This is a genomic window from Blastomonas sp. (genome assembly GCF_041747255.1).
Classification (GTDB): Bacteria; Pseudomonadota; Alphaproteobacteria; order Sphingomonadales; family Sphingomonadaceae; genus Blastomonas.
In genome coordinates this window covers 1-12,944 of the sequence record NZ_JBGTFM010000332.1, presented here as the reverse complement: position 1 = coordinate 12,944, position 12,944 = coordinate 1, and the positions used below count along the sequence as shown (strand labels likewise).

The 12,944-nt window shown below is 63.8% G+C and carries 15 protein-coding genes; 5 read left to right on the top strand and 10 right to left on the bottom strand.

The window, feature by feature from the left end:
• The 4 genes from ACEW8G_RS11345 to ACEW8G_RS11330 form a co-directional block, all read left to right on the top strand.
• The coding region (locus ACEW8G_RS11345; protein ID WP_373488529.1) for a GcrA family cell cycle regulator at nt 1–163 on the top strand (163 nt) is incomplete at its 5' end.
• An 84-nt stretch (nt 164–247) separates the two neighbouring features.
• Entirely contained in the window at nt 248–2,245 is a 1,998-nt protein-coding gene (parE, locus tag ACEW8G_RS11340; RefSeq protein ID WP_373488528.1) for a DNA topoisomerase IV subunit B, read from the top strand.
• A 109-nt stretch (nt 2,246–2,354) separates the two neighbouring features.
• Nucleotides 2,355–3,437 (top strand): serine hydrolase, encoded by a 1,083-nt coding sequence (locus ACEW8G_RS11335; protein ID WP_373488527.1) that lies wholly within the window; start codon nt 2,355–2,357, stop codon nt 3,435–3,437.
• 21 nt (nt 3,438–3,458) lie between these two features.
• On the top strand, nt 3,459–3,611 hold the full coding sequence (locus ACEW8G_RS11330) for a hypothetical protein (protein WP_373488526.1): 153 nt from the start codon (nt 3,459–3,461) through the stop codon (nt 3,609–3,611).
• 9 nt (nt 3,612–3,620) lie between these two features.
• Here ACEW8G_RS11330 and ACEW8G_RS11325 read toward each other — a convergent pair whose 3' ends face one another.
• The 10 genes from ACEW8G_RS11325 to uvrC all read right to left on the bottom strand — a co-directional run bounded on the left by ACEW8G_RS11325 (nt 3,621) and on the right by uvrC (nt 12,170).
• Nucleotides 3,621–4,490: a hypothetical protein gene (locus ACEW8G_RS11325; RefSeq protein ID WP_373488525.1), complete on the bottom strand. Its 870-nt coding sequence runs from the start codon at nt 4,488–4,490 to the stop codon at nt 3,621–3,623.
• Nucleotides 4,487–5,044 (bottom strand): GNAT family N-acetyltransferase, encoded by a 558-nt coding sequence (locus tag ACEW8G_RS11320; RefSeq protein ID WP_373488524.1) that lies wholly within the window; start codon nt 5,042–5,044, stop codon nt 4,487–4,489. Before ACEW8G_RS11320 ends, ACEW8G_RS11325 begins: the two co-directional genes overlap by 4 nt.
• Nucleotides 5,041–5,859, bottom strand: a complete 819-nt coding sequence (locus ACEW8G_RS11315) for a LysR family transcriptional regulator (protein ID WP_373488523.1) — start codon at nt 5,857–5,859, stop codon at nt 5,041–5,043. Before ACEW8G_RS11315 ends, ACEW8G_RS11320 begins: the two co-directional genes overlap by 4 nt.
• A gap of 12 nt (nt 5,860–5,871) precedes the next feature.
• Complete coding sequence (apaG, locus tag ACEW8G_RS11310) at nt 5,872–6,270, bottom strand: Co2+/Mg2+ efflux protein ApaG (protein WP_373488522.1); 399 nt, start codon at nt 6,268–6,270, stop codon at nt 5,872–5,874.
• Nucleotides 6,271–6,573: 303 nt separating this feature from the next.
• Complete coding sequence (locus ACEW8G_RS11305; protein ID WP_373488521.1) at nt 6,574–7,782, bottom strand: PLP-dependent aspartate aminotransferase family protein; 1,209 nt, start codon at nt 7,780–7,782, stop codon at nt 6,574–6,576.
• A gap of 42 nt (nt 7,783–7,824) precedes the next feature.
• Entirely contained in the window at nt 7,825–8,886 is a 1,062-nt protein-coding gene (gene leuB / locus ACEW8G_RS11300; RefSeq protein ID WP_373488520.1) for a 3-isopropylmalate dehydrogenase, read from the bottom strand.
• Nucleotides 8,887–8,953: 67 nt separating this feature from the next.
• Entirely contained in the window at nt 8,954–9,688 is a 735-nt protein-coding gene (gene recO / locus ACEW8G_RS11295; protein ID WP_373488519.1) for a DNA repair protein RecO, read from the bottom strand.
• Nucleotides 9,689–9,706: 18 nt separating this feature from the next.
• On the bottom strand, nt 9,707–9,964 hold the full coding sequence (brnA, locus tag ACEW8G_RS11290; RefSeq protein WP_373488518.1) for a type II toxin-antitoxin system BrnA family antitoxin: 258 nt from the start codon (nt 9,962–9,964) through the stop codon (nt 9,707–9,709).
• Nucleotides 9,939–10,214 carry a BrnT family toxin gene (locus ACEW8G_RS11285; protein WP_373488517.1) on the bottom strand — a complete coding sequence of 92 codons (276 nt, stop codon included), beginning with the start codon at nt 10,212–10,214 and terminating at the stop codon, nt 9,939–9,941. The genes brnA and ACEW8G_RS11285 overlap by 26 nt, the downstream gene beginning before the upstream one ends.
• 36 nt (nt 10,215–10,250) lie before the next feature.
• Complete coding sequence (gene uvrC, locus ACEW8G_RS11280; protein WP_373488516.1) at nt 10,251–12,170, bottom strand: excinuclease ABC subunit UvrC; 1,920 nt, start codon at nt 12,168–12,170, stop codon at nt 10,251–10,253.
• A gap of 65 nt (nt 12,171–12,235) precedes the next feature.
• On the opposite strand from uvrC, the gene ACEW8G_RS11275 reads away from it, so the two are divergent.
• On the top strand, nt 12,236–12,944 hold a 709-nt coding region (locus ACEW8G_RS11275), incomplete at its 3' end, for a hypothetical protein (protein WP_373488515.1).

Sequence of the window (12,944 nt, the reverse complement as noted above, 5' to 3'; positions counted from 1 at the left end):
GGGTCACCCGGGCGAGCCCGATTTCCATTTCTGCGGTGAGGCGGTGAATCCTGGCTTTCCTTATTGCGTGGACCATTGCGGTCGCGCCTATCAGGCGCAGCTGCCGCGCGGCACCCGACGCCCGCCCCCGCCGATGCCGTTTGGCGGACCCCGGGTGCGCTAAGGCTGGCGCGCAAGCCTCAAGTTATCAACGGCTTTGCCGATGCGCTGCTTGTCAGGCTGATCCAGCCTTGCGTATAGCCAGCGCATGAGCAGCGATCTTTTCGGCAAGCAGGCGCCTGAACAGCCGCCCGAGACCTACAACGCGTCGTCCATCGAGGTGCTTGAAGGGCTGGAACCGGTGCGGCGCAGGCCGGGCATGTACATCGGCGGCACCGATGAGCGCGCGCTGCATCATCTGGCCGCCGAAGTGCTCGACAACAGCATGGATGAAGCGGTTGCGGGCCATGCCAGCCGTATCGAGGTGGTGCTGAAGGCGGGCAACCACTTGAGCATCTCCGACAATGGCCGCGGCATCCCGGTTGATCCGCACCCCAAGTTCCCCGACAAATCGGCGCTTGAAGTGATCCTAACCACGCTGCATTCGGGCGGCAAGTTTTCTGACAAGGCCTATGCGACCAGCGGCGGCCTGCATGGCGTGGGCGTATCGGTGGTCAATGCGCTGTCGAGCGAGCTGCTGGTTGAGGTCGCGCGGGGCAAGGAATTGTACGCGCAGCGCTATTCACGTGGGAGCCCGCTGGGGCCGCTGGAGAAGATCGGCGCGGCCCCCAACAGGCGCGGCACAACGATCAGCTTTGTACCCGATGAGGAGATTTTTGGCAGCGGGGCAAAATTCAAGCCCGCGCGACTGTTCGCGCTCGCCCGCTCGAAGGCGTATCTGTACGCCGGGGTCGAGATCCGCTGGAAATGCGATGTTGAGCTGGCCGATGACAAGGTGCCGCAGGAGGCGGTGTTCCAGTTCCCCGGTGGCCTTGCCGATCATCTGCGCGAACAGCTGAACGGCCGCGAATGCGCCACCACCGATTTCTTCGCGGGACGGCAGGATTTTCCAGAGGAGCGCGGGCGCGTCGAATGGGCGGTCGCCTGGCCGCTGTGGAGCGATGGCAGTTACAGCTATTACTGCAACACCATCCCCACCCCCGATGGCGGCACGCATGAGGCGGGGCTGCGCACCGCACTGCTCAAAGGATTGCGCGGCTTTGGTGACCTGATCGGCAACAAGAAGGCCGCCGGGCTGACCGCCGACGATGTGATGACCGGATGCGAGCTGATGCTCTCGGTGTTCATCCGCGAACCCCAGTTTCAGAGCCAGACCAAGGACCGGCTGACGTCACCCGAGGCGGCGCGGCTGGTCGAGATCGCCGTGCGCGATCATGTCGATCATTTCCTCTCCGACAATATGGAGCGCGGCAAGGCGCTGCTCGGCTTGCTTATGGAGCGGATGGACGAGCGGCTCAAGCGCAAGGCCGAGCGCGAGGTCAAGCGCAAGACCGCGACCAGTGCGCGCAAGTTGCGGCTGCCCGGCAAGCTCACCGATTGCAGCAACGACGGCACCGGGGTCGAGGGTGCGGAGACCGAAATCTTCATCGTCGAGGGCGACAGCGCGGGCGGATCTGCCAAACAGGCGCGCGACCGCAAGACGCAGGCGATTTTGCCGATCCGTGGCAAGATATTGAACGTCGCCTCGGCCAACAGCGCCAAGATTTTCGCCAATCAGGAAATCGCCGATCTGTCGCTGGCTTTGGGTTGCGGAACGCGCAAGACCTGCGACCCGGCTCAACTGCGCTATGACCGGATCATCATCATGACCGATGCCGATGTCGACGGCGCGCATATCGCGACCTTGCTGATGACGTTCTTCTTTCAGGAAATGCCCGAAATCGTCCGCGCAGGGCACCTGTATCTGGCGCAGCCGCCGCTCTACCGGCTCGTGGTCGGTGCCAAGAGCTGGTATGCGCGCGACGATGCGCACCGTGATGAGCTGGAATCGACGATCCTCAAAGGCAAGAAGGTCGAAGTCAGCCGCTTCAAGGGGCTGGGCGAAATGAACGCAGGCCAGCTGCGCGAAACCACGATGGACCGCAAGACCCGGTCGCTGCTGCGCGTCACCCTGCCGCCAAATTATGAAGACCGGGCGATGGTCAAGGATCTGGTCGAGCGGCTGATGGGCAAGAACCCCGAGCACCGGTTCAATTTCATCCAGGATCATGCCGCACAGGTCGACCGTGAAGCGATCGATGCGTGACACCGCATGTTCTTCGGCGAAAGCCGGAGTCCAGGGCGAGATTGCACTGCGCTACCCTCGATTCCGGCGTTTACCGAAATGCTGGCTTGCTGTGTGCGCTGTATTGCTGATGCCCACCTCTTCGATTGCCCAGCCAACACCTCCGGCAGCCGAGCGCGCGATCTTCGATGAGGCAGCGCAGAAGGTGCTGGCCGTGCTGCAGGGCACGGGCGACCCCGCGACGACATTTACGCCTGACTTCATCGCGGCGGTGCCCCCCGCCCAGCTCAAGACCGTTATTGATGGCTTGAAGGCGCAGTTCGGCGAGGCTCTGTCGGTGGAGGCGGTGCGGCCCACCGATGCGCGCGCCGCTAGCATCGACATCCGCTTTGAGCAGGCGGTGGTCACCTTCACCATCGGCGCGCGCGAGGGGCGACTGTCGGGGCTGTTCATCACCGGGTCGCGCGCTGCGGTGGACAGCCTGGATGCGGTCGCTGCCGAGATCAAGGCGCTGCCGGGGCACGCAGGCTTCACCGTGCACGAACTCACCGCGCAGGGCAGCAGACCGGTCACCCAAAACCGCGCGGATGAACGCTTTGCCATTGCGTCAGCCTTCAAGCTCTATGTGCTCGCCGAGGTTGACCGGGCAGTGCGCGCGGGCGAGCGGCGTTGGGACGATGTGATCGCGCTCAGCCAGAAGTCGCACCCCTCGGGAATCACTCAGACGTGGCCCGACGATGCCCCGATGACGCTGCAGACGCTGGCCACGCTGATGGTCTCGATCAGCGACAACAGCGCCACCGACACATTGATCGCGCTGCTCGGGCAGGATCGGCTGGCGCGCATCGTTCGGGCGAGCGGGCACAGCAACCCCGGCGAACTGTCTCCGCTGCTGACCACCCAGCAGGTCACCGGGCTTAAAATGCCCGGCAATGCCGATCTGCGCGATGCGTTTCTCGGGGGGTCGGAGCGCGAGCAGGCAGCGATCATCGCCGGCGCGCAAGGCCGGCTGTCGTTGCCCAATCTCGACCTCTCCGTCTACACCGGCGGCCCCAACCAGATCGACACCATCGAATGGTTTGCCAGTCCCGAAGACATTGCCCGCCTGCTGGCGATACTGGAACGCGATGCGCACCCGGTCACCCGCGCCATCCTGAAGAACAACCCCGGCATCGCCCCCGACAACGCCCGACGCTGGGCGTATCTGGGCTAAAAGGGCGGGTCGGAACCCGGCGTGATGGCGATGAGCTTCGTCGCGCACAGCAAAGCAGGACGCCGGTTCATAGTTGCCGGGCTGTGGAACAACAGCGCGGCGGACATCAACCAGCAGCAATTCACCGACCTGATGACGCGGTTGCTCGATCAGCTGGAGCAAACGCGCGATTGACGCCTGCGTTTAGCGGGGATCAAGACCCTGCTGCCCGCCTTTAAACGTTTGCATTTCCTCGTTAACCCGCGCTGCGCGTTGCGGGGCGTTGCAGAAATCGCGCTCCCATTCCGTCAGCCGCGCGCGATAGATCACGCATTGCGAGATCGCGCGCTCCTCCGGCACGAAATCGAGCGGCTCCAGCGCAGTGTCGCGGCGCGCGATCACCGGTTCGAGCCGGTCGAGATAATCGGTCACCCCTTCGCGGGTCTCGGCATCGATGGCCTTGTTCGCGCCATCGGCGAGCAGCGCGCGGACGGCAAGCAGACGGGCCTGCGCGGTCTCGAACTCGCCCAGTTCACGATAGGCGTTGGCACCAAATGCACGGATGCCCAGCGCCGCTGCAGACGTATCGTCTGCCAGTTCGGCATCGACAAAGATAGCGAAGCGGCGCAGCATCGTCTCGCGCGCGTCGCTGGGCACTTCGGACTGCCAGACCGCCTGCATCAGCAGGTTGGCACGTTGCTCGACCGGTCGCTGCAAGCGCTCCGCAAGCCAGAACGCCGCGTAGTATAACGGCTGGGCGTTGACGATCTGCAGATACGCTGGATCAGCAATCAAACGCTCGAGCGCCGTAAGCTCGGCCTGGGTGAAGTCATCGAACATGATCAGCCGGTTGGACGGGCATTGCGGCAGCGGGAAGGGCGTAATCCAGCTGCCAAACGGCTTGCCGTCGGGCCGCTGACCCCAGGTCGAATAGCTCATGGTCGATTCGAGCGTGAATTCCTCGCCGCCCAGCGGGCAGATATAGTTCTGCGGATAGGGCGTGCCCGCCAGTGCCGGTGTCGCGCCGAGCAGCGCGGTGACAAGCGCGGCAGCGGCGACGCGCAGTGCCCTCACGCCCCAAGGTCCTGCGTCACCCCGGTGCGCTGCGCCCACTCATCGCGCAGCAGGCCATAGATCAGGCTGTCGCGCACGCCAATGTGCGTCTCCCATTCGGCGCGCAGCCGTCCTTCCAGCTGGAAACCGATTTTGCTCAGCAACGCAATAGACTGGGTGTTTTCGGGATCAACGTCAGCAAACACCCGGCGCTCACCCTCGGCGATCAACACCTGGTCCAGCAGCATCGCCACCGCCTCGCGGGCAATGCCCCGGCCCCAGCACGCGCGTGCCAGAATATAGCCGATCTCAACCACATTCGCCCGACGGTGATGCGCGTTGACCCAGCCCAGCGCCTCATCATTGCCCGCCAGCGTAATTGCCCAGCAGCGCCAGTCGCCGTTCGCCGCCGGTTCAAGATACGCACGGGTTTCATCGACCGAGCGGTGCGGGCCTGATGACCACCACCGCATCAGCTCGCTATCGGACAACACGCCGAACAGGGCATCGGCATCGTCGATGCGCACCTGACGCAGCACCAGCCGGTCGCTGACAAGGACCGGAAGGGCACTCACGGCTGGGTCAGCGCGGCAACCAGCGCCTTGACCTTTTTCTGGCGCCATTGCGGGGTCGGAGCGACAATCCAGAACGCGCGGCGCGCGGGACGCGCTTCGCCCAGCGCCACCAGCCGCCCTTCGGCGATGTCGCGCTCGGCCAGCAGCCATGGCGCAGAGACGCTCCCAAAGCCGGCGATCGCCGCATCGATGCCCAGCCCGGCATCGGCCACCTGCATCACGGTGCCGGTGTCGGTACCCTCACAGTCTGCCGTCTGGTCGCTGCTGCACCCCGGCCATGATATGCGCGCATCACCCGCGTATCCCGGCGCGGCAACGGTGACAAACCGCTGCGGGCCGATCATCGCACCCTCAAGATCGCCGGGGCCATCACCCAGCCGGATCGCGCAATCGAGGTTCGCTTCGGTAAAGTCGATGTCGCTGTCGCCCGAGACGAGCGTGTAGCGGATATCCGGGTTGTCAGCCGCATAGCCGATCAACCGGTGATGCAGCCATTTGGCGGCAAAATCGCGCGGCACCGCGATGGTCAGCCGAAAGCTCGACTGGCCCTGCTGCATGGCCCGCACCGCCTCTTCGAACTGCAAAAACCCACTGCGCAATGCGTCAAGCCCGGCCCCGGCCTCATCGGTCAGCTCCAGCCCCTTGGGGGTGCGGCGGAACAGCACCACCCCCAGCATGTCCTCAAGCGCGCGGATCTGCTGGCCGACAGCGGCAGGCGTCACGGCCAGCTCATCGGCGGCGCGGGTAAAGCTCAGGTGCCGTGCCGCAGCGTCAAGCACGCGCAGGCCGTTAAGCGGAAGGTGCGTTCGCTTCATCTCAGGCGTTGGCTAATCGGCAACCGCAGGCGCGACCAGCGGAAAGTGCGGAATTTCGACCGCGATCACATCACCGTCGCTGCGCAGCATCCGGTAAACCCCCTCCATCCGCCCGGTCGGCGTGCCAAGCGGGCAGCCCGAGACATAATCGTGCGCCTTGCCGGGGGCGATCACCGGCTGTTCGCCAACCACGCCCTCCCCGTCGATCTGCTGCATTCCGCCGCGACCATCGGTGATCACCCAATGCCTGGTGAGCAGCTGCACATTGAGGTCCGAATGGTTTTCAATGCGGATGTGATATGACCAGAACCAGCGCGCGCTATCCGCCCGCGAACGATCAGGCAAAAAGCTGACCGCAACCCGCACCGTGATGCCGTGCGATGTCGCCGCATGAGGGAAGAAACGCTCCATGCTGATAGTATGGCGCGTAATCGCAGCGCGTGGAAGGGGGCATCCGCATAAATCCTCCTCGAGCGTGTCTCGTCGAGGTGTCAGCGCGCAGCACTGAAGCAAGGGCCTATTTCACCAACGTCGGCGCAAGGCCCCTCCACCATTTGCTGCGCAAACGGTCCCCCTCCCCCAGCCAAGCTGTGGGAGGATTTGCTGCCTAATTCCTCCCCGAGCTTGTCTCGGGGAGGGGGACCATCCGAAAAGGATGGTGGAGGGGCAAATGCGCCGATGGCTGCGGTGCTAGGCTACCCGAGCCTGAATCCCTTAATGCCCCACCACCTTCAGCGCATGATCAAGATCATCGATTACATCATCGACATCCTCGAGCCCGACATTGAGCCGCAGCATGTCTTCGGTAATGCCGACGGCGAGCCGCGCCTCCTCGCCTAGACCATGATGCGTGGTCGAGCTGGGGTGCGTCATCAGCGAGCGCGAATCGCCGATGTTGTTTGAGATATCAACCAGCTGCAGCGCGTTGAGCAGGCCGTGCGCGCGCGCCCTGCCGCCGCCGAGATAGACCGAGAAGATCGGTCCCGCCGCCTCCATCTGCGCCATGGCGAGGTTGTGCTGTGGATGGCTGGGCAGCCCCGGATAATTGACCCGCTCGATCCGCCCTTCGAGAAACTGCGCGACTTTCAGCGCATTTTCGCTCTGGCGGCGGATGCGCAGGTCGAGCGTTTCCAGGCCTTTCAGCACCACCCATGCGTTGAACGCACTCAGCGTCGGCCCGGTGTTGCGGGTGAAGGGCAGCAGCGTGTTGTTGATGAAATCGTCGCTACCGCACACCGCGCCCGCCAACACGCGCCCCTGCCCGTCCATCATCTTGGTCGCGCTGTATGCGACCACGTCAGCACCAAATTCCATCGGCCGCTGCAGCACGTTGGTGGCAAAGGCGTTATCGACCACCGACACGATGCCATGCGCGCGCGCGATGTCGCAAACGGCCTTGATGTCGATGATGTCCATCGTCGGGTTGGCCGGGGTTTCGAAGAAAAACACCTTGGTATTGGGGCGGATCGCCGCTTGCCACTGGTCGGTCTCGCGCCCATCGATGATCGTCGTCTCGATGCCAAATTTGGGCAGCAACGTATCGGTCAGCCAGCGGCACGATCCGAACAATGCGCGGCCCGCCACGACATGGTCGCTGTGCTGCAGCTGGCACAGCAACGCTGCGGTCATCGCCGCCATGCCGCTCGCCATGCAACGCGTGGCCTCTGCCCCCTCCATCAGCGAAATACGCTGTTCGAGCATCTCTACCGTCGGGTTCTGCAGCCGCGAATAGGTCATGCCGTCCTGCTCGCCATTGAAGCGTGCGGCGGCATCTTCGGCGCAATCGTATGCAAAGCCCGAGGTGAGGAACAGAGCTTCGGACGTCTCGCCAAATTCGCTCCGCGCGGTGCCGCCACGGATCGCGCGCGTGGCTGGCCGCCAGCGGCTGGTAATCGCGGGGTCTTGTCCTGCTCTGCGCTTCATACCCTGTCTTTCATGTTTAAGTTCTTTGCTACTTTGTTATCACTATCCCAAAGCCGCGAGCACTGCATCGCCAATCGCCCGCGTGCCCATGTTGCCGCCCAGATCACCGCCCAGTGCGCCTGCATTGAGCGCGTCCGCCACTGCGGTCTCGATCCGCAACGCCTCGGTCTCCAGCGCGAAGCTGTGGCGCAACATCATCGCCGCTGACAGGATCATCGCCACCGGATTGGCGAGCCCCTTGCCCGCGATATCAGGCGCGCTGCCGTGGATTGGCTCATATGCCCCCTTGGTGCCGGACGCGGTCTGCTGCGTGCCGAGCGAGGCCGACGCGAGCAGGCCGATCGAGCCGACGCACATGCTCGCCTGATCGGACAAGATATCACCAAACAGGTTTCCCGTTACAATCGTATCAAACCGTCCCGGTTCACGCACCAGCTGCATTGCGGCGTTGTCGACATACATATGGTCGAGCGTGACATCAGGATAATCGGCCGCTACCTCGATCATCACTTCGCGCCACAACTGCGAGGTTTCGAGCACATTGGCCTTATCCACCGAGCACAGCTGCCCTCGGCGACCCCGCGCGGTGCGGAACGCGACATGCGCGATGCGACGCACCTCGCTTTCGCTATACGACATGATATCATAGCCTTCGCGCTCGCCAATCGCCGTGGTGCGCATGCCCTTGTCGCCGAAATAGACGTCGCCATTGAGCTCGCGCACGATCATCAAGTCGATGGCGCCTGCCACCTCTGCGCGCAGCGAGGAGCGATCCTCAAGCCCTGGAAACACCTTGGCGGGCCGCAGGTTGGCAAACAACCCCAGCTCCTTGCGCATCCCCAGCACCGCCTGCTCGGGCCGCAGGTGACGCGGCAGCGCATCGCATTCAGGATCGCCCACCGCGCCGAACAGGATCGCATCGCATTCGTGCATCAGCGCGAGCGTTTCTGGTGGCAGCGGATGACCATGGACGCGCCACGCCGCAGCGCCAACAAGGCCATCTTGCAATTCCATGCCCGGCAGATCGAGTGCTTCGAGAACCCGCACCGCCTCGGCCATGATCTCGGTACCGATGCCGTCACCGGGTAGAATGGCTATTTTCATGCGCGGATGCCCTCCAATGCGTGCCGCGCGCATAGCCGCCGGCGCACCTGTCAGGCAACCTTCGTCTTTAAACGGCAATCCTTTTCACCCGGTCGATCATCAGCCCCCGCGCTGCGAGCACATCGGCGCGCCGGTCGGCAAAGAACTGGCGCTCGATGAAATGGCCGGTGAGCGCAAAGCCCTGCAGCAGTTGCTCCCAGTCGGGCTCGGCATCGGTCGTCATGAAGGCAGGCAGTGGCAGCAGCTTTTCGGCATAGACCCCGGCGGCATGTAAGGACACTGCGCGTGCCGTGCGCGGGCTGACATAGGCAAGATCGGTGCGCCCCCCGGTGACCGCGCAGCGCGTCAAGTCAAGCCCGAAGCCCAGTTCGGCGAGCAGCAGCGCCTCATAATCGACCATCGCGCGCACCCACCAGCGTGCCGATGGCGCGGCGCACACCAGATCGAGCAACGCCGACAATGCGGCATAGAGGCGCGGGAAAGGTTGATCCTCGGGCGCCACCGCTGCGGTCAGCAATGTTACCCACTCGAACGCGGCAGCGGCGAGCGGCTCAGTATAATAAGGCGCGCGACTGGCAGCGAGTTCGACCGTCAGGCTGGCGAGCTGCTCATTGACCCGGCTACGCAACTCCGCCGTCACCACATTGGCGGGCATCAGCACCGGTCGCAGCGCCGTCGAGCGCCCGCCACGCACGTAGCCCGCCTGCAGGCCATGATCAGGCGTAAACACCCGCACCACCGCACCATGCTCCCCATGCCTCCGCACGGTGCAGACGATGGCGGGAGTGCGGATGACGGGCATTGAGTGCGTTAAGCGCGGTCAAGCGGCGTTGTCGAGCTTGGCCTCGTTATCAAGTTGCTCGACCACCCACATCTTGATCAATGCCTGACGCGAGACGCCGCGACGCTTTGCTGCACGATCCAGCTTCGACACAATGTCTCCGGGAAAATCCACATTGACCCGCTTGGCGGGCTCATGCAACCGACGTGCGGTCGACCAATCCAGATATTCGCTGATGTCTTCGCCATCGTCGAACATGCGGTCCAGTTCTTCAGCTGTTGCCGATTTGCCGTTCATAATCCTCAACTTCATATTTGCGCGCGCGACGCACTGAAATGATGCGATATACTCCACTTCGCATGGTCACAAACGCCACCCAAATTCTCGAACCAATTCGACCAACCAACGCAATGCGCTCTTCGCTTTCGCTGCGAGCCGAGATGATCATGGCATCGTCATCTTCCCAGAGTGCCTGAGCCTCGGCAAAATCAATACCGTGCTTTCTCTTGTTCAGCGCGCTCTTCGCCGGATCGAACTCGAACTGCATGGGTCGAAATTATACCATAATGGTATAGAAATGCAATCACCCCCGGAAATAGTCATAGATGCTCTGCGCCATCGTCTTTGACACGCCGGGGGCCTTTTGCAGGTCATCCAGGCTTGCGCTGCGCACTGCTTTGGCGGTGCCGAAGTGCATCAGCAGCGCGCGCTTGCGCGCCGGACCGATGCCGGGCACCTCGTCGAGCGGGCTGCTGGTCATCGCTGCCTTGCGCTTGCCGCGATGCGCGCCGATGGCAAATCGGTGCGCCTCGTCGCGCAGCCGCTGGAGATAGAACAGCACCGGGCTGTTGGTTGGCAGGGTGAACTCGCGGCCATCGGGCATGAAGAAGGTTTCGCGCCCCGCGTTGCGATCCGGCCCCTTGGCGACGCCGACCAGCGCCACGTCCTCGATCCCCAGCCCCTGCAACGCCTCCATCGCAGCGTGCAACTGGCCCTTGCCGCCGTCGATCAGCACCAGATCGGGCCAGTCGCCGCCGCGGCGGTCGGGGTCCTCGCTCTGCGCGCGCGCGAAACGGCGTTCGAACACCTCGCGCATCATCGCATAGTCATCGCCCGGCACGGTTTCGGCGCGTTTGATGTTGAATTTGCGATACGCCGCCTTGCGGAAGCCCTCGGGCCCCGCGACAACCATTGCGCCTAAAGCGTTGGTGCCCTGGATATGGCTGTTGTCATAGACCTCGATGCGACCGGGCGGGCCATCGAGCCGGAACAGTTCGGCCATCTCGGCGAGATATCTTGCCTGGCTGGCGCTTTCCGCGACGCGCCGCTGCAGCGCCTCGAGCGCGTTGCGCTGCGCCTGTTCGATCAGCCTTTTACGCTCGCCGCGCTGCGGCACCAGCAGCTCAAGTTTGTGCGACATGTTCGCGGACAGTGCCTCGACCACCAGATCGCACTCGAATGGCGCGCGATCGGTGAGGATCAGGCGCGGCGGCGGCATGTCTTGGTAAAACTGCATCAGGAAGCTGGTGAGAATTTCCGCCTCGTCGAGCTCCTGCACATGCGCCGGAAAGAAGCTGCGGTGGCCCCAGTTTTGCCCGGCGCGGATGAAAAACGCCTGGATGCACACCGTGCCGCCCTGGCTGGCCATCGCGAACACATCGGCATCGGCGATCCCTTGCGCGTTAACCGCCTGGCTGCCCTGAATGAAGGTCAGCGCCTTGAGCCGGTCGCGATAGGCTGCCGCGCTTTCGAAATCGAGCGCCGCCGCCGCCGCCTCCATCCTCACGCCGAGCTTGGCCTGCACATCGGTCGATTTGCCGGTGAGGAAGGCGCGGGCATCGGCGACCAACGCCGCATAATCATCCTTGCTGATCCGGTCGACACACGGCGCCGAGCAGCGCTTGATCTGGTATAGCAGGCAGGGCCGCGAGCGGTTGGCGAAGAAGCTGTCCGAGCACGAGCGCAGCAGAAATAGCTTCTGCAGCGAATTCAAGGTGCTGGTCACCGATCCGGCGCTGGCGAAGGGGCCGAAATACTGGCCCTTGTACTTCTGCGCACCCCGATATTTGGACATGCGCGGGAAGTCGTGATCCTCACGCAGCAGGATATAGGGGAAGCTCTTGTCGTCGCGCAGCAGCACGTTGTAGGCTGGGCGATAGCGCTTGATCAGCTGCGCCACGAGCAGCAGCGCCTCGGCTTCGCTGTTGGTGGTGACGATCATCATCGACCGGGTCTGCGCGACCATGCGCTGCAGGCGGCGCGGCAACCGTTCAACCTGCGTATAGTTGCTCACGCGGTTGCGCAGTGCGCGCGCCTTGCCGACATACAGCACATCGCCGCGCGCATCGATCATCCGGTAAACACCGGGGCGCGAGGGCAGTGTCTTGAGCGTCGTGCGGATCGCGGCGACCCCGGCATCAAGGTCGGGCGTATCCGCACCGCGCACCGTATAGGTAGCAGCGTCCTCATTGAAACGGTCGGGCGATAGCGGGGGCTTGATCATCGTTCGAGCGATAGATTTTTTCGTATGGGCGTTCTAGGCTTTTCATTGATGCGAAGTGGGGCGTGATGACCAGGCAGCGGTGCACGGTATTGCAGGGCTATCAGGCGGACGCGCGGCCGCGCTGGATCGAGATGTGCCTGCAATCGGTGCGCGAATGGGCTGGTGTCTACGGCCACGACTATGTGTTCACCGACCGGTTCTTCGATCCGGTGCCCGACTGGTTCCGCGCAAAATGCGGCGCGCAGATCGGGCCGCTGACCGATCTTGCCCGCACCCTGTGGATGCAGCGCTGCCTTGATGCGGGCTGCGACGCGGTGGTCTGGGTCGATGCCGATGTGCTGGTTTTCGCACCCGGCCGGCTGAGGCTGCCGCCCATCACCCGCCTCACCGCCATTCGCGAGTTAACCCCGCTGGTCAGTGCGCGCGGGGAGATCAGGGTGACAGGCGAGGGCGTGAACGGCGCGATTCTGGGCGCGCCTGCCGACGGCAGTGGACTGGCCGATTATCGCAGCGCCATTACAGCGTGCATCCGCAATGCCGCGCCCGGCGCGATTGCGCGGACGATGGCGGGTCCGGCGCTGCTGACAGACATCGGGAAAAAGCTTGGGCTGGATGTGCTCGACCATATCGGGCTGGTCACCCCGGGCATGGCTGGTGCATTGCTTCGTGGCCAGCCACAGCTGCCGCGCGCCTATATGACCGCCTTCGGGTCACCCATCTACGCGGCGAACCTGTGTCATTTCGCGCGTAGCGAAGGCGATGCGGCGATCCGCC